The 23,786-nt window shown below is 70.5% G+C and carries 26 protein-coding genes and 1 tRNA gene; 16 read left to right on the top strand and 11 right to left on the bottom strand.

Annotation, left to right across the window (positions count from 1 at the left end):
• Window positions 1–137: 137 nt before the first annotated feature.
• Together ACF08M_RS31375 and ACF08M_RS31370 are read left to right on the top strand one after the other, a co-directional pair.
• A complete protein-coding gene (locus tag ACF08M_RS31375) occupies window positions 138–929 on the top strand; it encodes a hypothetical protein (RefSeq protein ID WP_392188645.1) in 792 nt (263 codons plus the stop codon).
• A 113-nt stretch (window positions 930–1,042) separates the two neighbouring features.
• Complete coding sequence (locus ACF08M_RS31370; protein WP_392188644.1) at window positions 1,043–1,384, top strand: SCO0607 family lipoprotein; 342 nt, start codon at window positions 1,043–1,045, stop codon at window positions 1,382–1,384.
• 44 nt (window positions 1,385–1,428) lie between these two features.
• On the opposite strand, the gene ACF08M_RS31365 is transcribed toward ACF08M_RS31370, so the two are convergent.
• Window positions 1,429–1,671 (bottom strand): hypothetical protein, encoded by a 243-nt coding sequence (locus tag ACF08M_RS31365; RefSeq protein WP_392188643.1) that lies wholly within the window; start codon window positions 1,669–1,671, stop codon window positions 1,429–1,431.
• Window positions 1,668–1,916 carry a hypothetical protein gene (locus ACF08M_RS31360; protein WP_392188642.1) on the bottom strand — a complete coding sequence of 83 codons (249 nt, stop codon included), beginning with the start codon at window positions 1,914–1,916 and terminating at the stop codon, window positions 1,668–1,670. Before ACF08M_RS31360 ends, ACF08M_RS31365 begins: the two co-directional genes overlap by 4 nt.
• Before the next feature lie 135 nt (window positions 1,917–2,051).
• Between ACF08M_RS31360 and ACF08M_RS31355 the strand changes: the two genes are divergently transcribed.
• Both ACF08M_RS31355 and ACF08M_RS31350 read left to right on the top strand, forming a co-directional pair.
• On the top strand, window positions 2,052–2,663 hold the full coding sequence (locus ACF08M_RS31355) for a hypothetical protein (protein WP_392188641.1): 612 nt from the start codon (window positions 2,052–2,054) through the stop codon (window positions 2,661–2,663).
• Window positions 2,664–2,755: 92 nt separating this feature from the next.
• On the top strand, window positions 2,756–3,163 hold the full coding sequence (locus ACF08M_RS31350; protein ID WP_392188640.1) for a hypothetical protein: 408 nt from the start codon (window positions 2,756–2,758) through the stop codon (window positions 3,161–3,163).
• Between the two features lie 130 nt (window positions 3,164–3,293).
• Here ACF08M_RS31350 and ACF08M_RS31345 read toward each other — a convergent pair whose 3' ends face one another.
• Window positions 3,294–4,052 (bottom strand): phosphoglyceromutase, encoded by a 759-nt coding sequence (locus ACF08M_RS31345; RefSeq protein WP_352279017.1) that lies wholly within the window; start codon window positions 4,050–4,052, stop codon window positions 3,294–3,296.
• Window positions 4,053–4,289: 237 nt separating this feature from the next.
• Between ACF08M_RS31345 and ACF08M_RS31340 the strand changes: the two genes are divergently transcribed.
• Complete coding sequence (locus tag ACF08M_RS31340; protein WP_392188639.1) at window positions 4,290–5,591, top strand: MDR family MFS transporter; 1,302 nt, start codon at window positions 4,290–4,292, stop codon at window positions 5,589–5,591.
• Between the two features lie 172 nt (window positions 5,592–5,763).
• Here the strand turns inward: ACF08M_RS31340 and ACF08M_RS31335 are convergent, their stop codons facing one another.
• A complete protein-coding gene (locus ACF08M_RS31335; RefSeq protein ID WP_392188638.1) occupies window positions 5,764–5,913 on the bottom strand; it encodes a hypothetical protein in 150 nt (49 codons plus the stop codon).
• A gap of 251 nt (window positions 5,914–6,164) precedes the next feature.
• Window positions 6,165–6,842: a phosphate signaling complex protein PhoU gene (gene phoU, locus ACF08M_RS31330; protein ID WP_392188637.1), complete on the bottom strand. Its 678-nt coding sequence runs from the start codon at window positions 6,840–6,842 to the stop codon at window positions 6,165–6,167.
• Between the two features lie 198 nt (window positions 6,843–7,040).
• On the opposite strand from phoU, the gene ACF08M_RS31325 reads away from it, so the two are divergent.
• Together ACF08M_RS31325 and ACF08M_RS31320 are read left to right on the top strand one after the other, a co-directional pair.
• Window positions 7,041–8,315 carry a sensor histidine kinase gene (locus ACF08M_RS31325; RefSeq protein WP_392188636.1) on the top strand — a complete coding sequence of 425 codons (1,275 nt, stop codon included), beginning with the start codon at window positions 7,041–7,043 and terminating at the stop codon, window positions 8,313–8,315.
• Complete coding sequence (locus tag ACF08M_RS31320; protein ID WP_392188635.1) at window positions 8,312–8,992, top strand: response regulator; 681 nt, start codon at window positions 8,312–8,314, stop codon at window positions 8,990–8,992. Before ACF08M_RS31325 ends, ACF08M_RS31320 begins: the two co-directional genes overlap by 4 nt.
• A gap of 94 nt (window positions 8,993–9,086) precedes the next feature.
• Here ACF08M_RS31320 and ACF08M_RS31315 read toward each other — a convergent pair whose 3' ends face one another.
• Window positions 9,087–9,746, bottom strand: a complete 660-nt coding sequence (locus ACF08M_RS31315) for a DUF461 domain-containing protein (RefSeq protein ID WP_392188634.1) — start codon at window positions 9,744–9,746, stop codon at window positions 9,087–9,089.
• Between the two features lie 629 nt (window positions 9,747–10,375).
• On the opposite strand from ACF08M_RS31315, the gene ACF08M_RS31310 reads away from it, so the two are divergent.
• The 7 genes from ACF08M_RS31310 to ACF08M_RS31280 all read left to right on the top strand — a co-directional run bounded on the left by ACF08M_RS31310 (window position 10,376) and on the right by ACF08M_RS31280 (window position 17,367).
• A complete protein-coding gene (locus tag ACF08M_RS31310; RefSeq protein WP_006380568.1) occupies window positions 10,376–10,858 on the top strand; it encodes a CarD family transcriptional regulator in 483 nt (160 codons plus the stop codon).
• A gap of 333 nt (window positions 10,859–11,191) precedes the next feature.
• The gene (gene ispD / locus ACF08M_RS31305) at window positions 11,192–11,938 is read left to right on the top strand and encodes a 2-C-methyl-D-erythritol 4-phosphate cytidylyltransferase (RefSeq protein ID WP_392188633.1); all 747 of its coding nucleotides are present in this window, start codon (window positions 11,192–11,194) and stop codon (window positions 11,936–11,938) included.
• Entirely contained in the window at window positions 11,928–12,431 is a 504-nt protein-coding gene (gene ispF / locus ACF08M_RS31300; protein ID WP_392188632.1) for a 2-C-methyl-D-erythritol 2,4-cyclodiphosphate synthase, read from the top strand. Before ispD ends, ispF begins: the two co-directional genes overlap by 11 nt.
• A 121-nt stretch (window positions 12,432–12,552) precedes the next feature.
• Window positions 12,553–12,957, top strand: coding sequence for a PPOX class F420-dependent oxidoreductase (locus tag ACF08M_RS31295; protein ID WP_392188631.1), 405 nt, complete (start codon window positions 12,553–12,555; stop codon window positions 12,955–12,957).
• 146 nt (window positions 12,958–13,103) lie between these two features.
• A complete protein-coding gene (gene cysS / locus ACF08M_RS31290) occupies window positions 13,104–14,507 on the top strand; it encodes a cysteine--tRNA ligase (protein ID WP_392188630.1) in 1,404 nt (467 codons plus the stop codon).
• Between the two features lie 83 nt (window positions 14,508–14,590).
• A complete protein-coding gene (gene rlmB / locus ACF08M_RS31285) occupies window positions 14,591–15,547 on the top strand; it encodes a 23S rRNA (guanosine(2251)-2'-O)-methyltransferase RlmB (protein WP_351075296.1) in 957 nt (318 codons plus the stop codon).
• 182 nt (window positions 15,548–15,729) lie between these two features.
• On the top strand, window positions 15,730–17,367 hold the full coding sequence (locus tag ACF08M_RS31280) for a DoxX family membrane protein (protein WP_392188629.1): 1,638 nt from the start codon (window positions 15,730–15,732) through the stop codon (window positions 17,365–17,367).
• A 129-nt stretch (window positions 17,368–17,496) separates the two neighbouring features.
• Here the strand turns inward: ACF08M_RS31280 and ACF08M_RS31275 are convergent, their stop codons facing one another.
• The 3 genes from ACF08M_RS31275 to ACF08M_RS31265 form a co-directional block, all read right to left on the bottom strand.
• Window positions 17,497–18,207: an NDP-sugar synthase gene (locus tag ACF08M_RS31275; RefSeq protein WP_392188628.1), complete on the bottom strand. Its 711-nt coding sequence runs from the start codon at window positions 18,205–18,207 to the stop codon at window positions 17,497–17,499.
• A gap of 34 nt (window positions 18,208–18,241) precedes the next feature.
• Window positions 18,242–18,655, bottom strand: coding sequence for a hypothetical protein (locus ACF08M_RS31270; RefSeq protein ID WP_392188627.1), 414 nt, complete (start codon window positions 18,653–18,655; stop codon window positions 18,242–18,244).
• A 232-nt stretch (window positions 18,656–18,887) separates the two neighbouring features.
• The gene (locus ACF08M_RS31265; protein ID WP_392188626.1) at window positions 18,888–20,024 is read right to left on the bottom strand and encodes an ABC transporter ATP-binding protein; all 1,137 of its coding nucleotides are present in this window, start codon (window positions 20,022–20,024) and stop codon (window positions 18,888–18,890) included.
• Between the two features lie 179 nt (window positions 20,025–20,203).
• On the opposite strand from ACF08M_RS31265, the gene ACF08M_RS31260 reads away from it, so the two are divergent.
• Window positions 20,204–20,277, top strand: a tRNA-Thr gene (locus tag ACF08M_RS31260).
• A 269-nt stretch (window positions 20,278–20,546) separates the two neighbouring features.
• The gene (locus ACF08M_RS31255; protein WP_392188625.1) at window positions 20,547–21,455 is read left to right on the top strand and encodes an aminoglycoside phosphotransferase family protein; all 909 of its coding nucleotides are present in this window, start codon (window positions 20,547–20,549) and stop codon (window positions 21,453–21,455) included.
• A 177-nt stretch (window positions 21,456–21,632) separates the two neighbouring features.
• Here the strand turns inward: ACF08M_RS31255 and ACF08M_RS31250 are convergent, their stop codons facing one another.
• Both ACF08M_RS31250 and ACF08M_RS31245 read right to left on the bottom strand, forming a co-directional pair.
• Window positions 21,633–23,033 (bottom strand): NAD(P)/FAD-dependent oxidoreductase, encoded by a 1,401-nt coding sequence (locus tag ACF08M_RS31250; RefSeq protein ID WP_392188624.1) that lies wholly within the window; start codon window positions 23,031–23,033, stop codon window positions 21,633–21,635.
• A 61-nt stretch (window positions 23,034–23,094) separates the two neighbouring features.
• Window positions 23,095–23,775, bottom strand: coding sequence for a rhomboid-like protein (locus ACF08M_RS31245; protein ID WP_392188696.1), 681 nt, complete (start codon window positions 23,773–23,775; stop codon window positions 23,095–23,097).
• Window positions 23,776–23,786 lie beyond the last annotated feature (11 nt).

Genomic DNA, 23,786 nt, shown 5'->3' with positions numbered 1-23,786 from the left:
CGCGGACAGCGCATGCACAGGATGATCACGGCGCCGTCACAATCGCATCCCATGCCCGACTTGATTGATCATCAAACCATTTTCCGTCCATAGAGTGAGCAAAACCGAAGACCCTGCTCATAGAGACGGATCGGACCATGCGTTCCACCGCCATACGCCGTACCGCAGTTGCCGCCACCGCGGTGTCCCTGGCCCTGCTCGCCACCGCGTGCGGCGGCGGCTCGGACTCCGGCTCCGGGGACAAGGGGGCGGACGCCAAGGGCAAGGAGCCTGCTGCCGCCGCGCCCGCGGCCAAGGCGCTGGGCGCCGCCGAACTGGAGAAGGCCGCGCTGACCCAGGGCGACGTCAAGGGTCACAAGATCTCCAAGGCCGCCGCCAAGGACACGATCTCCGTCGACGACATCAAGACCGGGAAGGAGGTCTGCGCCCCGTTCGCCGACGCGCTGATGGGCGCGCAGGTCGGTCAGCCGGGCGCGTTCACCAAGCGCACGGTGGTCAGCGAGCCGAAGAAGAGCAACCTGGAGAAGCAGGACAGCGGGGACGCCGAGGAGGCGTTCAAGGCGGCGTTCGACATCACGACGACGCAGTTGGCCCTCGGTTCGTACGACGGCAAGGGCGCGCAGGAGTCGGTCGCCTCGCTGCGCACCGCGGCCACCGAGTGCGCCGGAGGCTTCGAGTTCACGGCGGCCGGTGAGAAGCAGAAGGTCACCAGGATCACCGAGGAACAGGTCAAGGGCGGCGAGGAGTCGGCCGCCTGGACCGTGCAGGTGGAACAGAGCGGGGAGAAGATCGAGTTCAAGCTCGTGGCGATGCGCCAGGGCGCCTCGTTCGCCTCGTTCTCCTCGATGAACCTGGCCGCGATGGGCGGCGGCGGGGACTTCGAGCTGCCGACCGCGGTGGTCCAGGCGCAGGCGGCGAAGCTGGCGTAGGGGGCGCGGGGCGGACGAGTATGTGATGCCCCACGCGTGAGTATTCGTACTCATGATCGACGTTTGGCGCTCCGTGCAGGCTGGGAGTTATCAGCCGACACAGAGGAGTGATCATGTACGGGATCAGCCGAATCGGCCCGGTGGCGTCCACCAGGGGCGGGCGCCGTGCGAACCGTTGTGCAGTGGGGCTCGCCCTGACCGCCTTGACCGTGGCGGTGCTGACCACGGGCTGCTCGACCGCGGACGCGATCTGCGGCGGCGGGGAGTACCCGATCATGACGGTCGGCGGCACCGGATCGGCCTGCCAGCCCGACGGCGAGGACCCGCCGAAGGGGTACGTCCGGTACCCCAAGGGCAAGGTCCCCGAGCATGTGGACGACAAGTGGGACATCTACTGGCAGACCCACACGGTGGACGAGAAGGGCAACATCATCGAAGTCCCGGCCGGTTCGTAGGACGTGCCGGCCGGCCCGGTCCGGGCGGTGAGGCCGCTGCCGGTTCAGGGCAGCGGGACGAGTCTCACCACGGTGACGGTCAGGACCGAACCGGAGACGTAGTAGAGGACGATCGCCCCGGCGACCGTCGCCTCGCGGCGGTCGCGCTCGCTCTTGACGGGCGACGACCCGTGTCCGTACGGGTCGAGGCCCAGGGTGCGTGCCATTTCGGCGCGGAAGGGATCGCCGTCGCGCATCTTGGCCAGGGTGTCGTCGGCGGGCGGGGCGTAGGAGATGCGGAAACTCAAGCGACGCTCCGCCTCTCGGCCTCGTCCTGCGCCAGGCGGTCCAGGATTTTTTCGGCCTCCGGATCGGGTACGGCCTCCAGCATCCAGTGCCGCATGACCGCCTGGATCTCGTCCACACCGGCGGCGTTGATGGCGCGGTCGAACTCCTCGCGTCTCTCCTCGGGCAGGGTGGCCCGGATATCCGGAATGCTGTTGGGCACGTCGACTTCGGCGCCGCCGACGAAGGTCTTCAGGGGCTCGCCCATGATTGCTCTCCCCGCTCTCCTTGCTCTCTCCGCACGGCCCGTCCGATCGGCTCCGCCCGTGTAGGGGCCGGTACTTGGGCCACCGTAGCGCCAGGGCCGGAGGTGGACGCGGAGCCCACGCGATACGGTTCCGCCGTGACTGGAACATCATGGGACATATTGCTGATCGGTGGAGCGTCCGGTGTCGGCAAGAGCAGGGTCGCCCTCCAACTGGCCGCCGATATGCAGGGGTTCGTGGTCGAGTTCGATGACGTGGTCAGCGCCGTGGAGGCCATGACGACGGCCGAACACCACCCCGCCGTCCACCACTTCGACGGCATCCCCGACACCGCGCAGCTCGCCGTCGAGCATGTGCTGAACCTTCAGATCGCCACTGCCCGCGCCCTGGAACCCGCGGTGCTCGGCGTGGTCCGCAACCGCCTGACCGTCGACGTACCCGCCGTGATCGAGGGCGACTACCTCACCCCGGCCGCCGCCGCGGCGGCGATCCACGAGGGCTCGGTATCGGGCCGCCGCGTACGGGCGGTGTTCCTGCACGAGGGGGACCCGGAGCGGATCACCGCCAACTACGCCGCCCGGGAGCCCGCAAGCGGTGTGCAGCGGCACCGGGCGCGGGTCAGTGCGGCGTACTCGCACTGGCTGGCCGACCAAGCGGCCCGGCACGGACTGCCGGTGGTCGAGTGCCGCCCCTGGGACGGCCTCGCGGGGCGCGTGGAGCGGGCGTTGGGCCGGGGCCTCCCGCTCTGACCGGGCCGGACCGACACGCCCCGCACGCCCGCCGCGACCGCGCAACTGCCGCCCGGCCGGGCGGTGTCACACCCCCGCCGTACGCTCCGGCCATGAGCGTTTCTGTCTACTACAGCGCCCGTCGCGCGGAGCCGCTGACCGGCTCCGAGGCGGCCGCCGTCGAGCGCATCGTCGCCGCCCGCGCAAAGTCGTTCCCGTACGACGACGAGGAGAGTCTGTATCTGTACGGCGGTGACGACGACCAGGACGACGAGATCGTCGCCGGGTCCACGAAACTGCCGAGCGACCCCGGCCGGTGGCTGCCGGTCATCGCCCATGTGCTCGACTCCGTCACCGAGTTGCGCCGTGCCGTCTCCGGTGCCGGGTGGCACGTCCACACGGACGACGTCGACGTCCCGTGGGACGAGAGGGAGGGGTACACCCTGCCGGGCATGCGGGACGCGGCACTCGTCGCCGAGCTCGGCGGCCTGTGCGACAACCCGGGCGAACAGGGCGGGTGAGGAGAGGCGAGGGGCGGGACCGGGTGCCGGCCGGCCCCGCACGGCACAGCGACGAGCCCCCTGCCGCGGGGCAACCGCGTGCAGGGGGCTCGTCCGGCGCTGTGGGCGCTTCCGGCTCGTCCGGCGCCGGCTACTTCTTGCCCTGATTCTTCACGGCCTCGATGGCGGCCTTCGCCGCGTCCGGGTCGAGGTACGTGCCGCCCGGCTTGAGCGGGCGGAAGTCGGCGTCCAGCTCGTAGGCGAGCGGGATGCCGGTCGGGATGTTCAGGCCCGCGATGTCGGCGTCGGAGATGCCGTCGAGGTGCTTGACCAGGGCGCGGAGGCTGTTGCCGTGGGCGGCGACCAGGACCGTTCGGCCGGCCAGCAGGTCCGGGACGATGCCGTCGTACCAGTACGGCAGCATGCGGACGACGACGTCCTTGAGGCACTCGGTGCGCGGGCGCAGTTCCGGCGGGATCGTCGCGTAGCGCGGATCGTCGCTCTGCGAGAACTCGGTGCCGTCCTCCAGGGCGGGCGGCGGGGTGTCGTACGAGCGGCGCCAGAGCATGAACTGCTCCTCGCCGAATTCGGCGAGCGTCTGCGCCTTGTCCTTGCCCTGCAGGGCGCCGTAGTGGCGCTCGTTCAGCCGCCAGGAGCGGTGGACGGGGATCCAGTGGCGGTCCGCGGATTCCAGCGCGAGCTGCGCGGTGCGGATGGCGCGCTTCTGGAGGGAGGTGTGCAGGACGTCGGGGAGCAGGCCGGCGTCCTTGAGCAGCTCACCGCCGCGGACTGCCTCCTTCTCGCCCTTCTCCGTGAGGTTGACGTCCACCCAACCGGTGAACAGGTTCTTCGCGTTCCATTCGCTCTCGCCGTGGCGGAGGAGGATCAGCTTGTACGGTGCGTCGGCCATGGGCCCGAGCGTAATCGAAGGCGTACGGGCGCTGCGTGGCCGGTCACGGGGCGGACAGGCGGGGGACGGGAGGGGCGGGAGGGGCGGGTGCGGGAGTGTGTGGGGAGCCGGGGAGCGGGACGATTGACGGTCGGTGTCAATTGACTGGCGGTCCGGGAACCGGGATTCGTAATGTTCGGATGGCCATCGGACCTCTTACCGATGATGCCCGCTCCGTACTTTCCTGGGGGATTCCGTATGCCTGTCACCACGTCTGTCGCCGGGCTCAGACGGGCCGCACATGAATCCGTGTCCGGTCTCCCCAGGGAGTTCTGGTGGCTGTGGACCAGCACGCTGGTCAACCGCCTCGGGGCGTTCGTCGCCACCTTCATGGCGCTCTACCTGACCCTGGACCGGGGCTACTCCGCCTCGTACGCAGGGCTGGTCGCGGCGCTGCACGGGCTCGGCGGGGTCGTCTCCTCGCTCGGGGCGGGGGTGATGACCGACCGGCTGGGCCGACGGCCCACCATGCTCATCGCGCAGACCTCGACCGCCGTGTCCGTGGCCGTCCTCGGGTTCATGGTCCACCCGGTGGCGATCGCGGCCGTCGCCTTCGTCGTCGGCATGGCCAGCAACGCCTCGCGGCCCGCCGTGCAGGCCATGATGGCCGACATCGTCCGGCCCGAGGACCGGGTGCGGGCCTTCTCGCTCAACTACTGGGCGATCAACCTCGGCTTCGCCGTCTCCTCGGCCGGGGCCGGGTTCGTCGCCGAGTACAGCTATCTCGCCGGGTTCCTCGGCGAGGCCGCGATGACGCTGGTCTGCGCCCTCGTCGTCTTCATGAAGGTGCCCGAGTCGCGGCCCGGGAAGCCGGCGGTGCCCGGCCGCGCGGCCGGCGGGGCGGACGAGGTCCGGCTCTCCACCATGCTGCGCGACGGGCGGTTCATGAGCGTCGTCGGACTGTCCTTCGTGATCGCGCTGATCTTCCAGCAGGGGTACGTGGGACTGCCGGTGGCCATGGGCGCGGACGGGTTCTCCAGCTCCGACTTCGGCACCGCCATCGCCGTCAACGGGGTGCTGATCGTGGTACTCCAGATCCCGGTCACCCGCTTCATCGAGCACCGCGATCCGCGCCGGCTGCTCATCGTGTCGTCCTTGCTGGCGGGGTACGGATTCGGACTCACGGCCTTCGCCGGATCCGTCGCCGTGTACGCGCTGACCATCTGCGTCTGGACGGTCGCCGAGATCGTCAACTCGCCCATCCAGAGCAGTCTGGTGGTCCGGCTCTCGCCCGTCCGGGGCCGTGGCCGCTATCAGGGCATGTACACGATGTCGTGGTCCGCCGCCGCGCTGGTCGCGCCGCTGATGTCGGGTGTGGTGATCGACCGCTTCGGCGCGGAGTGGCTGTGGGGAACGTGCGCGGTCCTGGGGACGGGGGCCGCGCTCGGTTACGGGCTGCTGATGCGCGGGATTCCGGCGGCGGAGACGGCGGAGGCGGCGGTGCCGGTGTCCGGGGCGGAAGCGGTCGCGCCGCAGGGCACGGTGGATCAGGTGGCCTGACCTCGGTGGGGCGGGGCACGCGGTGGCCGGCCCCGGAGCCGCTCCCGGCCCTGGAGCCGCTCCCGGCCCGGAGCCGGGCCCGTCCCACCGTGTCCGCACACGACGGCGCCCCGTCCGGAGCAGCGAGTGGCCTGCTCCGGGCGGGGCGCCCTTCGGCTTCCGTGGCGGCCGGTCAGCCGCAGCAGCCACCGCACTGGCACGGGGCCCCGGACTGGCAGCCGCATCCGCAGCCCGAGCCGCAGCCGCAGGCGCCGAGCAGGGGCAGTTGCACCACGTCGGCGGGTGCATCCTGCCGGGGTTCGGTCGTGGGGGAATCGGTCATGGTTCCTCCTCAAGGCGTGCGACAGGGCCGTACGCCACGGCGACACGCGTACGACCGGGGCGTACGGCCAAGACGAGCCGCCCCACCCCATTGCATGCCCACCCGGGCGGGCGCATCAAGGGCGCACACGCGCAGAGACATATGTGCGACGGAAATGCGACCGCGTACGCCCGACACCCCCGCGGTCCGGTCCTCGCCCGCGGCTGTGCGTCTGCGGCTGTGCGCCCTTCACCGCGGCCGTCCGCCCGCGGTCAGGCGCCCTCCACAGCCGTCTGCTGCTGGATCTCGTCGGCGTGCTCGCCCGTCACCAGGTAGACCACGCGCTTGGCGACCGACACCGCGTGGTCGGCGAAGCGCTCGTAGTAGCGGCCGAGCAGCGTCACGTCGACGGCCGTCTCGATGCCGTGCTTCCAGCGGTCGTCCATCAGGTGCTGGAACAGCGTGCGGTGCAGCAGGTCCATCTCGTCGTCGTCCTGCTCCAGCTGAAGCGCCAGATCGACGTCCTTGGTGATGATGACCTCGGCCGCCTTGGCCATCAGGCGCTGCGCCAGCTGCCCCATCTCCAGGATGGTGGCGTGCAGGTCGTGCGGCACCGCCGATTCCGGGAACCGCAGCCGGGCCAGCTTGGCGACATGCTGGGCGAGGTCCCCCGAGCGCTCCAGGTCGGCACTCATCCGCAGCGAGGTGACCACGATCCGCAGATCGGTCGCCACCGGCTGCTGGCGCGCGAGCAGGGCGATGGCCCGCGCCTCCAGGTCGTGCTGGAGGTCGTCGACCTTCTGGTCCGCGGCGATCACGCTCTCCGCGAGCTTGAGATCGGCATCGAGCATGGACGTCGTCGCCCGGCCGATCGCCGACCCGACGAGCCGGGCCATCTCGACCAGCCCCTCGCCGATCGAGTCGAGTTCCTCGTGATAGGCGTCACGCATGGAAGTCCCTCTCCAGTCCTCTGTGTAAGGCCGGGGCCAGGTATGAACCCCACGCTGCCACCCTGGGCGGCGTACGCGTCGGCTTCCGGCCGCGCAAGTGAACCACCCCTTGCCCCTCGGTGAACTCTGGGCGACGAGTGTTCGGACAGGCACTCGGATGGCTGGGAGACTCCTCCCGGACCCGCATAACCTTGACGTATGGACGTGAACGCGGCAGTCGCCGCAGCTGCGGCGATCGGCGGTGCGTGTACCGGTGTGATCGCCATGCTTGCGTTCCGCTGGAGCGAGCGCGACCAGAAGAAGCCGACGCGCACGTCCCTGCGGCCCGACAGCAATGCCCCCCTCCCGCCGGGGGTGGACACGGTCCTTTCCGTACTCAGCTCCTCCGCGGTCGTGCTCGACGAGAGCGACAGCGTGGTCAAGGCCAGCTCCGCCGCCTATGCGCTGGGACTGGTCAGGGGCGGGCGGCTCGCCGTCGACGCGATGCTGAACATGGCCAGGGACACCCGCCGCGACGGTGAGATACGCCAGGTCGAACTGGACCTTCCGCGGCGCGGCACGGGCCGCGGCGAGGCCCTCGCGGTCTCCGCCCGGGTCGCCCCGCTGGGCTCCCGGCTGGTGCTCCTGCTGGTCGAGGACCTCACCGAGGCCCGCCGTATCGAAGCGGTACGGCGCGACTTCGTCGCCAATGTCAGCCATGAACTCAAGACCCCGGTCGGCGCGCTCTCGCTGCTCTCCGAGGCCGTGACGGACGCCTCCGACGACCCGGAGGCGGTGGAGCGGTTCGCCGGGCGGATGCAGATCGAGGCGACCAGGCTGACCAACCTCGTGCAGGAGATCATCGACCTCTCCCGGGTGCAGAACGACGACCCACTGGAGGATGCCGAACCGGTCCGGGTGGACGAACTGGTGGCCGAGGCCATCGACCGCTGCCGCCAGCAGGCCGGCTCCAAGCAGATCACCATGGCGGCGGGCGGCACCGCGGAGCTCCGTATCTGGGGCAACCGCGGCCAGCTCGCCGCGGCGCTCGGCAACCTCGTCGAGAACGCCGTCAACTACAGCCCCGCCCGTACCCGAGTGGGCATCGCCGCCAGGCGGCTGTCCGTACCCGGCGGGGACCAGATCGAGATCGCCGTGACCGACCAGGGCATCGGCATCTCGGAGAAGGACCGCGAGCGGGTCTTCGAACGCTTCTACCGCGTCGACCCGGCCCGCTCACGGGCCACCGGTGGCACCGGCCTCGGCCTCGCCATCGTCAAGCATGTGGCCGCCTCGCACGGCGGGGAGGTCACGGTCTGGAGCTCGGAGGGCCAGGGCTCCACCTTCACCCTGCGGCTGCCCGAAGCGGGCTCCGTACGGGAACGGGACCGCAGCTCGGGCGGACCGCTCATCGTCAACGGCGACGAGGGCCCCTGCGGACCCGCTCACCCCGACACCCTTGAACCATTCCCTGCCCCGGAGGTCCTTCCGTGACCCGAGTGCTCGTCGTCGAGGATGAGGAATCATTCAGCGACGCCCTGTCGTACATGCTCCGCAAGGAGGGTTTCGAGGTCGCCGTCGCGGCGACCGGCCCGGACGGGCTCGACGAGTTCGAGCGCAACGGCGCCGACCTCGTGCTGCTCGACCTGATGCTGCCGGGCCTGCCCGGTACGGAGGTCTGCCGTCAGCTGCGCAGCAGGTCCAACGTCCCCGTGATCATGGTTACGGCCAAGGACAGTGAGATCGACAAGGTCGTCGGCCTGGAAATAGGAGCCGACGACTACGTCACCAAGCCGTTCTCCACGCGGGAGCTCGTGGCCCGCATCCGCGCGGTGCTGCGCCGCCGCGGTGAGCCGGAGGAGGTCACACCGGCCGCCCTGGAGGCGGGCCCGGTCCGGATGGACGTGGACCGCCACGTCGTCACGGTCTCCGGCGGCAAGGTCGACCTCCCGCTCAAGGAGTTCGACCTGCTGGAGATGCTGCTGCGCAACGCGGGCCGGGTCCTGACCCGGATGCAGCTGATCGACCGGGTCTGGGGCGCGGACTACGTGGGCGACACCAAGACCCTCGACGTCCACGTCAAGCGCCTGCGCGCCAAGATCGAACCCGACCCGGGTGCGCCGCGCTTCCTGGTGACGGTGCGGGGCCTGGGGTACAAGTTCGAGCCGTAGACCGGCCCGTACGCGACGGCGGAGGGCGCCCCCCTGAAAGGGAGGGCGCCCTCCGCCGTTCACGTATCCGTGCATGCGCGCGCGGTCAGACCGGTCAGCCGGTCTGTGCCGAGGCGGACGAGGCATCGCTCGGGTTGACCGTGTCGCCCGTGGACTCGGAGTCGGACTCGGAGCCGGACCCGCCGGGCGTTCCCGGGCTCGCGGAGGTGGAACCGGAGGGCGTGGCGGGCGGCGTCGGCAGCGAGCTCGGGCCGAAGCCCTCGAAGTAGCTGGTCGCCGGAACGACGAACGCGCCGAGCGAGATCTCCCCGGTCGAGCTGAACTTGAAGACGACAGGCTGCACATTGCCCGCCTGCGCGGCCTCGCGGCTGTTCTCGATCACGGCGGAGGCGTTGCCCTTGCCGCCCAGCACGACGCGGCCGCCGGCCGGGACCACGACGGGGCCCTTGCCCTTGGCTGCGTGCAGCTGCACCGCGGCGCTCGTACCCGGCAGGGTGACGGAGTCCAGGGTCTGCGGCTTGATGCCGTTGTTGAACAGCGTCGCGGACACGACGGCCGGGCCCTCGGTGTCACGCTTGGGCTGGGTGATGACGTTCGCGTTCTGGATGCTGATGTCACCGGAGGTGGTGGCAGCAGAGTCCGGCCTGACCTTGAGCGTCGCTGCGTCATTGCCCGCACCGCACGCGGTGAGCGAGGCGATCGAGAACACGATGGCTGTGGCGGCGAGAGCGCCGTGTCGAAGGCTGCGGCTCACGGCGGCGGCAACTCCTTGAACGTTCGGACTGCGGACGGGAGGGGCGAGCGACTTAAAGCCGCCCTAAGGGTGTGTCAGCGGCCTTAGGCTACCGAGCCGCCCCTCTCGCCCCGCACCCGACCCGCCCCTTGGCGTTCCTTCGCGCTCCGGGGCTTCCGGGGAGGGTGCCGTTCGGGCCCGCTCCGGGCAGGGGTTCGGAGACCGGTGCATCGCCGAATCCGGTCGACACGCGCCGTTCACATATCGCGGGTGATCAATTCATGGAGGGTGGCGCATTCCGCTCGTATATCCGATCGCATCGGGGCGCTGATCAATATCCATTGATCAACCGCACTTACGTCCGTACGGGTGATCGACATCCGAACGGAGTACGGAAAGTTCATCATCCGGAACCAGGCAAAACGGGACGTTCGGCCACTTCGGAGGGGGGTTCGGATGGGTGTAACGTCCGTGTTTCGCCTCGCCCGCACAGCCGCTCCGACCTGCGAATACCGTCCCCCGTGAGCCTTCCGCAGCACGTACGTGTTGCTGTTGTCAAGCCCTGAGATATGCCCTGACCTGCGAAAACGCCATTCAGGAGAAGCTCTTCTCGTGTTACTCTTGATAGCCACGGAAGGGGTACCTGTCACATGACGTTCAAGGTTGGCGACACCGTGGTCTATCCCCATCACGGGGCCGCGCTGATCGAGGCTATCGAAACTCGCCAGATCAAAGGCGTGGACAAGACCTACTTGGTGCTCAAGGTCGCCCAGGGCGACTTGACGGTTCGTGTGCCGGCGGACAATGCGGAGTTCGTGGGCGTACGCGATGTGGTCGGGCAGGAGGGGCTGGACCGGGTCTTCGAGGTGCTGCGTGCACCGTATGCCGAAGAGCCGACGAACTGGTCCCGGCGCTACAAGGCAAATCTGGAGAAGCTCGCCTCCGGCGATGTCATCAAGGTCGCTGAAGTGGTTCGCGACCTGTGGCGTCGTGAGCGCGAGCGTGGACTCTCCGCAGGTGAGAAGCGGATGCTCGCCAAGGCTCGCCAGATTCTGGTGAGCGAGCTCGCTCTCGCGGAGAACACGAACGAAGACAAGGCCGAGGCTCTGCTCGACGAGGTACTCGCGTCCTGAACCGGCGCGCGCCGGCCGTAAAGAATCTGCCGCGGTGCCCGCTGACAACCGTATTCACGGTATGTCGTCGGGCGCCGCGGCATGTTCGGTTTCAGCCACGACGTGTCCGGATTACGCCAGGACTCACCCGCGCGTTGGCTTCAGCAGCAATCCCCCCGATACGTTGCTCGCGATCTTGTGCAGCCGATCCCGAGCGGCCGGCGCGGCTTGCCCGACGCCGACCGGGTGTCACGGAAAGGGCCCGGTCGAGTCATGGCGTGGCGCCCGGCTCGCTTGTGGCCATACCCATGTCGGTGAGGGAAACAAACATGCCGAAGCTTCGGAGTCCAATCGATGTCTGATCAATCGCGTCCGTACCGCACGGCCGCCGTGATTCCCGCGGCCGGCCGCGGCGTACGGCTCGGCCCGGGTGCCCCCAAGGCGCTCCGCGCGCTGGGCGGGACGCCCATGCTCATTCACGCGGTACGGGCCATGGCCGCGTCCCGTTCCGTCTCCCTGGTCGTCGTCGTGGCGCCGCCGGACGGCGCCGCCGAGGTCAAGAACCTGCTCGACGAGCACGCCCTGCCCGAACGCACCGACTACCTCGTCGTTCCCGGCGGCGACACCCGGCAGGACTCGGTGCGGCTCGGCCTCGACGCCCTGCCCGAGGACGTCTCCGTCGTCCTCGTCCACGACGCGGCGCGCCCGCTGGTGCCCGTCGACACCGTGGACGCGGTGATCGAGACGGTACGGGACGGTGCGCTCGCCGTCGTCCCCGCGCTGCCGCTCGCCGACACCGTCAAGGAGGTCGAGCCGGGTGGGCCGGACGGGCCGGAGCCGGTGCTCGGCACGCCCGTACGGGCCCGGCTGCGCGCCGTGCAGACACCGCAGGGCTTCGACCGCGACACGCTCGTGCGCGCACACCGGACCGTCGCCGTCAGCGGCGAGGGCGCCACGGACGACGCGGGCCTGGTGGAGCGACTCGGGGCGCCCGTCGTGGTCGTACCCGGGCACGAAGAGGCGTTCAAGGTGACCCGGCCGCTGGATCTGGTACTGGCCGAGGCGGTACTCGCGCGCAGGAGGGCGAACGATGGCTTCTGAACGGGGCGCCGGGCCGGTGATTCCGCTCGTCGGGATCGGCACGGACATCCATGCCTTCGAGGAGGGCCGCGAGCTGTGGTGCGCGGGGCTGCTCTGGGAGGGCGAGGGCCCCGGCCTGGCCGGGCATTCCGACGCCGATGTCGTCGCGCACGCCGCGTGCAACGCCCTCTTCTCCGCCGCCGGGCTCGGCGATCTCGGGCAGCACTTCGGCACCGGGCGGCCCGAGTGGTCCGGCGCGGCCGGGGTCACCCTGCTGACCGAAGCGGCGCGGATCGTCCGGGCCGAGGGCTTCGAGATCGGCAACGTCGCCGTGCAGGTCGTCGGGGCGCGGCCGAAGATCGGCAAGCGGCGCGACGAGGCGCAACGGGTGCTGTCGGCCGCCGTGGGGGCGCCCGTCTCGCTCTCCGCCGCCACCTCCGACGGGCTCGGCTTCACCGGACGGGCCGAGGGCCTCGCCGGGATCGCGACCGCGCTGGTCTACCGCACGGACTGATCCACGGGCGCCGCGCCCGCCTCGACCGTTCCGGTGGGCGGAACCGGGAAGCGGGAGCCAGGAAACGGGGTTGGGGTACGGGTAGAGGAATCACCGATCCCGACCGGAGGACGAACACACCATGACCGTCGCACTCTCCGCAGAACTCAAGGCGCTTCTCGACACCCCCGTCTTCGTCACCGTCGCCACCATCCAGCCCGACGGCAGCCCCCAGGTCTCCCCGGTCTGGGTCAGGCGCGACGGCGACGACGTGCTCATCTCGACGACGGCCGGCCGCCGCAAGGAGCGGAACCTGCGCCGTGACCCGCGGGTCTCCGTCGTCGTGCAGCCCTTCGCGGCCCCGTACACGTACGCCGAGATCCGCGGCACCGCGGCGCTCACCACCGAGGGCGGCCAGGAGCTCATCGACGAACTGTCCATGAAGTACACCGGCAAGAAGTACGCGGAATTCAACCCCTCGTCCGTCGACGACGCCGAGCGCGTGGTCGTCCGGATCACTCCACGGAAGGTCGTCGGACGCATTTAGAGGAGCTCAGTGCCTCTCGCCCGAATCACGCCGAGCTCGCGGCTGATCCGAACGAAAGTCCCCGGAGACACTCCGCTGCCACAAACTTTTCCCCGCGATCGCCAAGGGGTCGCGGGGCACTGGTGCGCGCCCACTACCCTTGAGGCGTGACTATTCGCCTGTACGACACCAGCGCCCGGCAGATCCGTGATTTCGTCCCGCTCACAGCGGGCTGTGTCTCGATCTACCTCTGTGGCGCGACCGTCCAGGCCGCCCCGCATATCGGGCACATCCGGTCCGGGCTGAACTTCGACATCATGCGCCGCTGGTTCGAGTACCGCGGCTACGACGTCACGTTCATCCGGAACGTCACCGACATCGACGACAAGATCATCGCGAAGTCGGCCGAGCAGGGCCGCCCGTGGTGGGCCATCGGGTACGAGAACGAGCGGGCGTTCAACGCCGGCTACGACGCGCTCGGCTGCCTCCCGGTCACGTACGAACCGCGCGCCACCGGCCACGTCCCCGAGATGATCGAGATGATGCGGGGCCTGATCGAACGCGGTCACGCCTACGCGGCCGACGGCAACGTCTACTTCGACGTGCGTTCCTTCCCCGGCTACCTGGAGCTCTCCAACCAGGACCTGGACGATCTGCGCCAGCCGTCCGGCGAGGGCGAGACCGGCAAGCGCGACCAGCGCGACTTCGCCATGTGGAAGGCGACCAAGCCGGGCGAGCCCAGCTGGGAGACCCCGTGGGGCCGCGGCCGCCCCGGCTGGCACCTGGAGTGCTCCGCCATGGCGCACAAGTACCTCGGCACCGCCTTCGACATCCACGGCGGCGGCATCGACCTGATCTTCCCGCACCACGAGAACGAGATTGCCCAGGCCAAGGCGTACGGCGACGCGTTCGCGAAGTACTGGGTGCACAACGGCTGGGTCACCATGGCCGGCGAGAAGATGTCGAAGTCGCTGGGCAACTCCGTGCTGGTCAGCGAGATGGTCAAGCAGTGGCGCCCGATCGTGCTGCGCTACTACCTCGGCACCCCGCACTACCGGTCGATGATCGAGTACAGCGAGGAGGCGCTGCGCGAGGCCGAGTCCGCGTTCGCGCGGATCGAGGGCTTCGTCCAGCGCGTCACCGAGAAGGCGGGCGAGACGGTCGAGCCCGCCGCCGAGGTGCCGCCGGCCTTCGCCGAGGCGATGGACGACGACCTGGGCGTCCCGCAGGCGCTCGCGATCGTCCACACCACGGTCCGGCAGGGCAACTCCGCGCTCGCCGCCGACGACAAGGAGGCCGCCGTCGCCCGGCTCGCGGAGGTCCGCGCGATGCTCGGCGTCCTCGGCCTCGACCCGCTCGACGACCACTGGGCGGGCGAGGGCGACCGCGGCGACGATCTGCACGGGGTCGTCGACACGCTCGTACGCCTCGTCCTGGACCAGCGCCAGTCGGCCCGCGAGCGCAAGGACTGGCCCGCCGCCGACGCCATCCGCGACCAGCTCAACCAGTCCGGCCTCGTCATCGAGGACAGTCCGGTCGGACCGCGGTGGACACTCGGCCCGCGCCAGTAGTCCTCCCCGTGTGCCGCCCGGCCTCCCGGGCGGCACACTTCACTTACGTACGCATGTCTGAGAAGCAACGAAACAGGTAGGTCATGGCCGGGAACAGCCAGCGCAGGAACCGCCGCACGTCCAACAAGAAGGGCGCGCAGGTCGGCAGCGGTGGGCAGCGACGCCGTGGCCTCGAAGGCAAGGGCCCGACGCCGCCCGCCTCCGCCCGCAAGGGACACAAGAAGAACCGCATCGCCAACGCCCAGGCCAAGCAGGCCGCGGCCCGCCGCCCCGCGCCCCGGCGCGGCGGCGTCAAGGGCACGTCCGAGATGGTCGTCGGCCGCAACCCGGTCTACGAGGCCCTGCGCGACGGCGTCCCGGCGACGACGCTGTACGTCCAGCAGTACATCGACAACGACGAGCGGGTCCGCGACGCACTCCAGCTCGCCGGTGAGCGCGGCAACATCAACCTGATGGAGGCCCCGCGCGTCGAACTGGACCGGATGACGAACGGCCTGAACCACCAGGGCCTCGTCCTCCAGGTCCCGCCGTACGAGTACGCGCACCCGGAGGACCTCACCGCGGCCGCGTACGACAACGGCGAGGACCCGCTGATCGTCGCCCTCGACGGCGTCACCGACCCGCGCAACCTGGGTGCGATCGTCCGCTCCGTCTCCGCGTTCGGCGGTCACGGCGTGGTCGTGCCCGAGCGGCGCGCGGCCGGGATGACGGCGGGCGCCTGGAAGTCCTCGGCGGGCACGGCGGCCCGTACGCCGGTCTCCCGGGTGACGAACCTGACCAGGGCCCTGGAGGGCTACCAGAAGGCCGGTCTCACGGTCGTCGGCCTCGCGGCGGACGGCGAGCACACCGTCGAGGACCTGGAGGCCCTCGACGGCCCCGTCGTCATCGTCATCGGCAGCGAGGGCAAGGGCCTGGGCCGCCTCGTCGGCGAGACCTGCGACTACCGGGTCCGCATCTCGATGCCGGGCGGCGCGGAGTCGCTGAACGCCGGTGTCGCGGCCGGGATCGTGCTGTACGAGGTCGCGCGGCGCCGGGCCTGAGAGCCCTGTCGGGTGACCTCTGATCGGGCGGCCACGCCCGATCAGAGGTCACCCGACAGGCTCTGAGGTACACCCGGCCGGGGGGCGGCCGACCGGGGTGCCCCCGGCCCGCCTCCCATTGACGGGCCTCGGACATATCAGGGCCGTCAAGGCAGTGTCCTAAACACACATCACTCGGTTAGATGAGTGTGGACACCAGAACGCCTCGGTTCGACGAACAACCCGCCCTGAGCATGACCAAGGTGGACTGCGACCCTGCGCAGGTCATCGTCAACCACGCCAGCTTCCGGGTGCAGCTCGCCCCCGGCCAGCGCGCACGGCTGCGCGGTCTGGCCCCCGCGGGCGTGCCCAGCATCCCTGCCATGAGTGGCGGCACCGCACCGGCGCGCGGCAGGCGCTCGCCCGTCGTGTGGAGCGGCCGGTCCGCTCCCGGTGACCCCGGCGCCGGCGGACTCCTCCAGGCCGTACGGAACTCCACCGCGGGCAGCCCGGCCACCGCGTACGACTCCTATGCCGCCCACGCGGGCCACGAGGTCGACGGCGGGCCCGGCACGGGCGGCACCCAGGTCATCGAGCTCCTCGAGGAGACCCAGCCCAACCCCGTCATCACCGCGCCCCACCATCCGGGCCGCCCCGGCAACGGCCCTCTGCTGCCGCCCATGCGCCAGGCGGTGGGTGCCTACGACCCGGTCGACACGGGACCGTACGGCTGGGGCGGGTACGCCGAGGGCGGGTACGACGACAGTGCCGAGGCCCACGGCCGGCGCCAGGGCAACGACTCCGTGCGGCACGCGTACTACCCCGGGCGCCGGATGAACCTCGGCGTCGTGCTGCTGCCCCTGCGGGTCTTCCTCGGCTTCATCTCCATCTACGCCGGCATGGGCAAGTTGTGCGACCCCGTCTACTTCGACGGCGGCGAGCGCGGTTCCATGGTCAAGTGGCTGACCTCGCTGCAGCCCTGGGCGCTGGCCGAGCCGCTGCGCGACTTCGCGCTCTCGCACCCCGTCGGCGCCGGACTGACCGTCGCCTTCCTCCAGGTCGTCGTCGGTGTGCTCACCGTCCTCGGTCTCTGGCAGCGTGTCGCCGCCTGCGTCGGCGCCCTTCTCTCCGCAGCCCTGCTGGTCACCGTCAGCTGGCGCACCGTCGCCGCCTACGACGCGCCCGACATCATCTACCTCGCCGCCTGGAGCCCGCTGATCATCGCGGGTGCCCCCGTCTACTCCGTCGACGGACGCCTCGCCGGCGAGGCGTGGCGCAGGCTCGGCCCGCGCTCGGCGATCTGGGACCTCCGCCGCCGGGTGCTGCGGCGGGGCAGCGTCGTCGCCACCGTCGTCGTCGGCCTCACCCTGCTCGTGGGTTCCGTACTCGGTGGCGCGGTCCGCTCCTCCGGGGTCGTCACCGTGCCGGGCCCGAACGGCAACCCGACCAACCAGCTCCCCGGCTCCCCGCTGCCGCAGGAGTCCCGCAGCGGCCGGGCCTCCCACACGCCCGAGGGGCAGCGGCCCTCGCCCTCCCGCAGCAGCGCCGCCGCCACCACCCCCTCCGCCGACAGGTCCACGCCCGCCGCGGGATCCGTCCGCGAGTCCGGGCAGGCAGGGGCCGGTGCCGGACAGCCCAGCCAGACGCAGGGCACCGCCCAGCAGCCCCCGCGGCAGACGGCCCCGCAGCAGCCCCCGTCCGGCAGCTCCGGCCCGAGCTCCTCAGGGTCCACCGGCACCGGCGGCGGCCCCACCGGAGGCGGTTCGGACAGCGGCGGCGGCGGTTCGACCGGCGGGACCTCCGGCGGCGGGCAGAACCCGATCGGCGGCCTGCTCGGCTGAGCCGCCCGGCCCCCATGACGGAGGGGCGGTCACCGGAACGAACCCGGTGACCGCCCCTCCGCCCTGCGGGCCTCAGGTCCTCCGTTCTGCGGGCTTCAGGTCCTGCGTCCTGCGGGTGCCAGGCCCCCGCTACTGCCCGTCGAGTTCCTTGGCGGCCTCGGTCAGGTCCTTCGCCGTGTCGATGGCCCGCCAGTACGCCCCGTGCGGCAGCGGGTACCCGGCCAGCCGGCGCTCGCGGGCCAGCCGCGGGAACGTCGTCCGCTCGTGGTCGCCCCGGTCCGGCAGCAGCGTCGTGAACGTCGGCGAGAAGACGTACACACCGGCGTTGATCAGATACGGGGACGGCGGCGACTCGATGAAGTCGGTGATGTGGCCGAACGCGTCCGTCTCCACGGCGCCCCACGGGATCCGTGGGCGGGCCAGGGCCAGGGTGGCGGTGGCGTCGCGCTCGGTGTGGAACGCGGCCATCTCGCGCAGCGAGAAGCGCGTCCAGATGTCGCCGTTGGTGGCGTACCAGGGCTGGCCGGGATCGGGCAGCCGGGCGGCGGCGTACTTCAGCCCGCCGCCGCGGCCCAGGGGCTCGGACTCCACGACGGTCGTCACGCGCAGCGGCAGCACCGCCGAGTCCAGCCACTCCTGCAGCACCTCGGCCAGATGACCGCACGACACCACGGCGTCGGTCACGCCCTCGGCGGCCAGCCAGGAAAGCTGATGGCCGATGATCGGAGTCCCGGTTCCCGGGATCTCGACCATCGGCTTGGGGCGGTCGTCGGTGTACGGCCGCAGCCGCGAACCCTGGCCACCAGCCAGGACCACGGCCTGCGTCGGATACGTATGCATGTCAGGCACGATATGCCGTGCCCGGACAGGCCGGTCAGCTGAACTGTGCGACGCCCGAGGCGAACGACGTGTCACAGACGGGACGCGAGAAGCGGTGGGCGCGCGTCGGACCGTACTGCTCGACCGCCGCGCGGCCCAGTGCCTTCGCGATCGACATGCAGTGCCGGGCGAGCGAGGGACGGGCCTCGACGGAACGCTGCAGGTCCGTCAGCGCGACCCCCGGGTCCTTTTCCCGGAGCTCCAGGAGCAGCCGGTCGCGGAGGATGTCCTGCGGGGTGCGCGCCTCGGCGCGCTTCGACACGTTCTGAGCCGATGCGGCCAGGACCTGCGACTCGGAGTTGTGCGCTGCCCACGGCACGCTGGTGACGGCGAGAGTCCCGGAGAGGACCATCACGACGGGCAGAACGAAAGCGAGGGATCGGCCGATGCGGCGAGCGGTGTGGGTCACGCAGCGAGCGTAGCGGGCAGTAATGATTTGGCGACATCTTGTCACCCTTGAGTGGGATGGTTCGAGGGCGCCTTTCGAATCGCGTGTTGACGGACGGCAGTGAAATGCCCGGCGCGCCGGGGCTTTGGCGCCGCACGGATTCAAACCCGGACCCGCCGTGCGGCGCGCGAACGGCCCCGCACGGAGAGCGTGCGGGGCCGTGGCCGTGGCCGTGGTGCGGGTGCGCGGGACGTCAGTCGGTGAGGCGGGCGCCCGTCGAGGTGGAGAAGACGTGCAGCTCGTCCGGGCGGGGCACGACGTGCAGCTTGGTGCCCTTCTCCGGAACGGCGCGCCCGCCGACACGGACGACCAGGTCCTTGTCCGTGCCGCCGACCTGCGCGGAGCCGTAGACGTAGCCGTCGGCACCGAGCTCCTCGACGACGTTGACCGAGACGGCCACGCCGGCCGGGGCGTCGGCGCTGTCCTTCGAGAGGGACTTCGCGGCGGCGCCGCCGTGCTCGACGATGTCGAAGTGCTCGGGGCGGATGCCGACCGTGACGGTCGTGTCGCCCTTGTCCGCGGCGGCGGAGAGCGCCTCGCGGGAGACCGGGACGACGCTGTTGCCGAACTTCACGCCACCGTCGGTGATGGGCACCTCGACCAGGTTCATGGCCGGGGAGCCGATGAAGCCGGCCACGAAGAGGTTCGCCGGCTTGTCGTACATGTTGCGCGGCGAGTCGACCTGCTGGAGCAGACCGTCCTTGAGGACCGCGACACGGTCACCCATGGTCAGGGCCTCGACCTGGTCGTGCGTGACGTACACGGTCGTGATGCCCAGACGGCGCTGGAGCGAGGCGATCTGCGTACGGGTGGAGACACGCAGCTTGGCGTCGAGGTTCGACAGCGGCTCGTCCATGAGGAAGACCTGCGGCTCACGCACGATGGCACGGCCCATCGCGACACGCTGACGCTGACCACCGGAGAGCGCCTTCGGCTTGCGGTCCAGGTACTCGGTGAGGTCCAGCATCTTGGCCGCCTCTTCGACCTTCGCCCGGATCTCGGTCTTGTTGACACCGGCGATCTTGAGCGCGAAGCCCATATTGTCCGCGACGGTCATGTGCGGGTAGAGCGCGTAGTTCTGGAACACCATGGCGATGTCCCGGTCCTTCGGGGGCAGGTGCGTGACGTCGCGGTCACCGATGCGGATCGCGCCGCCGTTGACGTCCTCAAGACCCGCGAGCATGCGCAGGGAGGTCGACTTGCCACAACCGGAAGGACCGACGAGGACGAGGAACTCGCCGTCCGCGATGTCGATCTCGAGCTGGTCCACGGCCGGCTTCGTGGAGCCGGGGTAGACGCGGGACGCCTTGTCGAACGTGACACTGGCCATGCTGAATCTTCTCCTTCACCGGCAGGAACGTGCCGGACGATCCGAGTAAGGGAGTGGTCTGGTCCACTTGGGTGAATCCTCAGCGACGCTACCTGGACATCTGAAATCTGTCAGTAGTTCGAGGGACGGGAAATTTTGGGACCGCGAGGGGGGCGGCGTTGGTTACACTGCTCCGGCATGCCTCCTTAGCTCAGCTGGCCAGAGCAACGCACTTGTAATGCGTAGGTCGTCGGTTCGAATCCGACAGGGGGCTCTGGGAAACCCCAGCTCAGATGTGCTCTGAGCTGGGGTTCTTTCATTCAGCGGATGCGGTGGCGACGCCGGGAGCGGGCCGCGCGGCTCGGCGCCGTCCCCGGCCGTGACCGGCGTTCTCGGGATGACCGGCGCTCCGGGCGAACGGACCGTGGCCGACCGCCGGGCGGGATATTCGTTTGTGGAGTGCCGGGTCTTCCGGAACGGTGGGCCGGACGGCCGGACGGCCGGACGTCAACGGGAAGCGCCGGGCCCGACGAAGGAGTGTCCTTGGCTGCCGGGAAGATGCACGCCGACGAAGCGGAGATCGACGTCTCTCTCGTGAGGAGGCTGGTCGACGCGCAGTTTCCGCAGTGGGCGGATCTGCCGCTCGAACCGGTCGCCTCTTCGGGGACGGACAACGCCATGTACCGGCTCGGCGAGGACATGGCGGTACGGCTGCCCCGTATCCCGGGAGCGGCCGGCCAGGTCGCCAAGGAACAGCGGTGGCTGCCGAGGCTCGCGTCGTTTCTGCCGCTGCCCGTTCCCGAGCCGCTGGGACGGGGAACCTCCGGTCAGGGCTATCCCTGGAACTGGTCGGTGTACCCCTGGCTCAAGGGCGAGAATGTGGAGCGCATCGCCGATCCGCGCCGCACCGCCGTGGACCTGGCCGGGTTCGTCACCGCCCTGCACGCGATCGACACCGGCGGCGGGCCGCCGCCGGGCGATCACAACTTCTTCCGCGGTGTGCCGCTGGCCGCCCGCGACGCCGCCACCCGCAGGGCGATCGCGGAGCTGGCAGCGACCGTCGACACCGACGAGGTGACCGCGGCGTGGGAAACAGCGCTCCGGGCCCCGGCCCGGAGCGGGGCGGACGTCTGGATCCATGGCGATCTGTCCTCGGGAAACCTGTTGTTCCGGCAGGACAGGCTGAGCGCGGTCATCGACTTCGGGGGCCTGGGCGTCGGTGACCCCGCCTGCGACCTGATTCCCGCGTGGGAGATCTTCTCCGCCGAGCACCGGGAAGGCTTCCGTGACGCGCTGTCGGCCGACGCCGCGACCTGGCAGCGAGGCCGCGGCTGGGCACTCTCCGTCGCGTTGATCCAGCTGCCCTACTACCGGTACACCAATCCCCCGCTCGCCGCCCGCTCGCGGCACGTGATCGCCGAGGTCCTTGCCGACCACCGATCCGGCGTGTGACCTGCCTTCAGGTCCGGATGCGTACGCGGGAAGAAGGGCGGGCGGCGGTCACGGAGCGTCTTGCGAGAGGCCGCCGGAACGAGTTCTTGCGTTCCCCGCAATGGTCCCCGGGCAACTGACCGAACGCATCGCGGGCACCCGCCACCATCTGGTGGCGGGTGCCCGCGATGCGTTCGGTCAGTGCCGTCCCGCCAGCCGGTCCGCGGCCTTCGCGAGGGGGTCCGTGCCGGGGCGGGGAGAGGTGAGTTCGCGGCGGTCGGCGGCGCGGTAGGCGGCGTACATGCCGTGGACGCCGAGCCAGCGGAAGGGTTCCGGTTCCCAGCGGCGGACGCGGTGGTTGACCCAGGGGAGGGTGGTCAGGTCGGTGGGGCCGCACTGGCCGGAGTCCTGCTGGATCAGGTCGCGCAGGGTGCGGGCGGCGAGGTTGGTGGTGGCGACGCCGGAGCCGACATAGCCGCCGGCCCAGCCGAGGCCGGTGGAGCGGTCGAGGGTGACGGTGGCGCACCAGTCGCGGGGGACACCGAGGACACCGGACCAGGCGTGGTCGATACGGGCTCCCGCGGTGGTGGGGAAGAGGCGGACGAGGATGTCGCGGAGGGCCTCGACGGTGGCGGGCCGGGTGCGTCCGTCGTTGTCGGTGGCCGACCCGTAGCGGTACGGGACGCCGCGGCCGCCGAGTGCGATGCGGTCGTCGGCTGTGCGCTGGGCGTACATGTAGGCGTGGGCCATGTCGCCGAGGGTTTCGCGGCCGTCCCAGCCGATGGTGTCCCAGACGGACCCGGGGAGCGGTTCGGTGGCGATCATCGAGGAGTTCATGGGGAGCCAGGTGCGCTTCTGGCCCTTGAGGTTCGCGGTGAAGCCCTCGGTGCAGCGCAGGATGTACGGGGCGCGGACGGTGCCGTACGGGGTGTGGGCGTGCTTGGGTCTGATCTCGGTGACGGGCGTCGACTCGTGGACGGTGACGCCGAGCGCCTCGACGGCGGCGGCGAGACCCTTGACGAGTTTGACCGGGTGCAGCCGGGCGCCGTGCGGGGTCCAGGTGGAGCCGACGGCTCCGGTGACATTGATGCGCTCGCCGGTCTCGCGGGCGCCGCGCAGGACGCGGTCCGTCTCGCCGAAGGCGATCTCCACGGAGTGGAAGTCCTTGAGCCGGGCGAGCTGGGCGGGGGTGTACGCGACTTCGAGGACACCGCCCTGGTGGATGTCGGCGTCGATGTGTTCCTCGGCGGTCACCCGGACGACTTCGCCGACGGTGTCGTTCATCGCCTGCTGGAGGCGGACGGCGGCCTCGTGGCCATGGAGTTTCGCGTAGCGGTCGCGGCCCGCGATGCCGTTGTAGAGCCAGCCGCCGTTGCGCCCGGAGGCGCCGTAGCCGCAGAACCTGGCTTCGAGAACAGTGATGTTGAGGAAGGGGACGGCCTTCTTGAGGTAGTAGGCGGTCCACAGTCCGGTGTATCCGCCGCCGACGATGCAGACGTCGGCGGTGGTGTCGCCGGGCAGAGGTTCCCGGGGGGTGGGGGTGCCCTGGTCCGCGTACCAGAACGATATGCCGCCGTTGGCGATACTGACGGTGCTCATGCTGCCCCTGCTCTGTCCGGTGCGAAGCCCTGGTTGCGGCTTCTCTCCATGGGGCGGGACGTTACTGCGCCGGAGGTGCTTTCGTCTGCGGCCGGGAGCGGGCCGTTGTCAGTGGGTAGCAGGCCAGGCCGATGAGCACGGCGGCGAAGTGGCCGAGGTCGGTGAAGGTGCGGCCGGCGATGAGCGGGATGCCGTAGAAGACGACGACGGCGAAGAGATACACGTACCGCCAGGGCTGTGGGACGTGGTACGTGAGGACGGCGATGACGCCCGCGAGCGCGTAACTGACCCCGACGTCGAGCGTGTTGGCGGCGGACTGCGGTACGTGTCCGTGTCGGATGGCCCAGGCCAGGACGCCTTCGCTGACGAGGGTGGCGAGGACGTGGGCGGCGAGGGCGACGGCGAGCCAGCGCAGGATGCCGAGCCAGCGCTCGGCGGTGGCGTGGAAGACGGTGTAGAGGACGGCGTACGGGGCCCATCGGCCGCCGTCGATCCAGAAGGCGCTGGTGATCAGTACGTGCACGGGGTCCTGGGAGAGTTCATGGATGTTGGTCGAGCGCTGGCGCAGGAAGTCCTCCTCGAAGTCCGGTGACATCTGGTGGATGACGACGGTGGTGACGAAGAGTGCGGTCAGCCAGATGTAGGTGCCCGGTGCGCTGCGGATCCAGGAGCCGGCGCTGCGGATCCACGAACCGGCCGTGGTGTCGTGCCGGGTGGGCGGGGCGGGGCTGCTCGGAGTCATAACCGATTGAC

Source organism: Streptomyces sp. NPDC015032, from assembly GCF_043080425.1.
In the GTDB taxonomy this organism is placed as follows: Bacteria; Actinomycetota; Actinomycetes; order Streptomycetales; family Streptomycetaceae; genus Streptomyces.
This window is presented reverse-complemented; position numbering and strand designations above follow the sequence as displayed.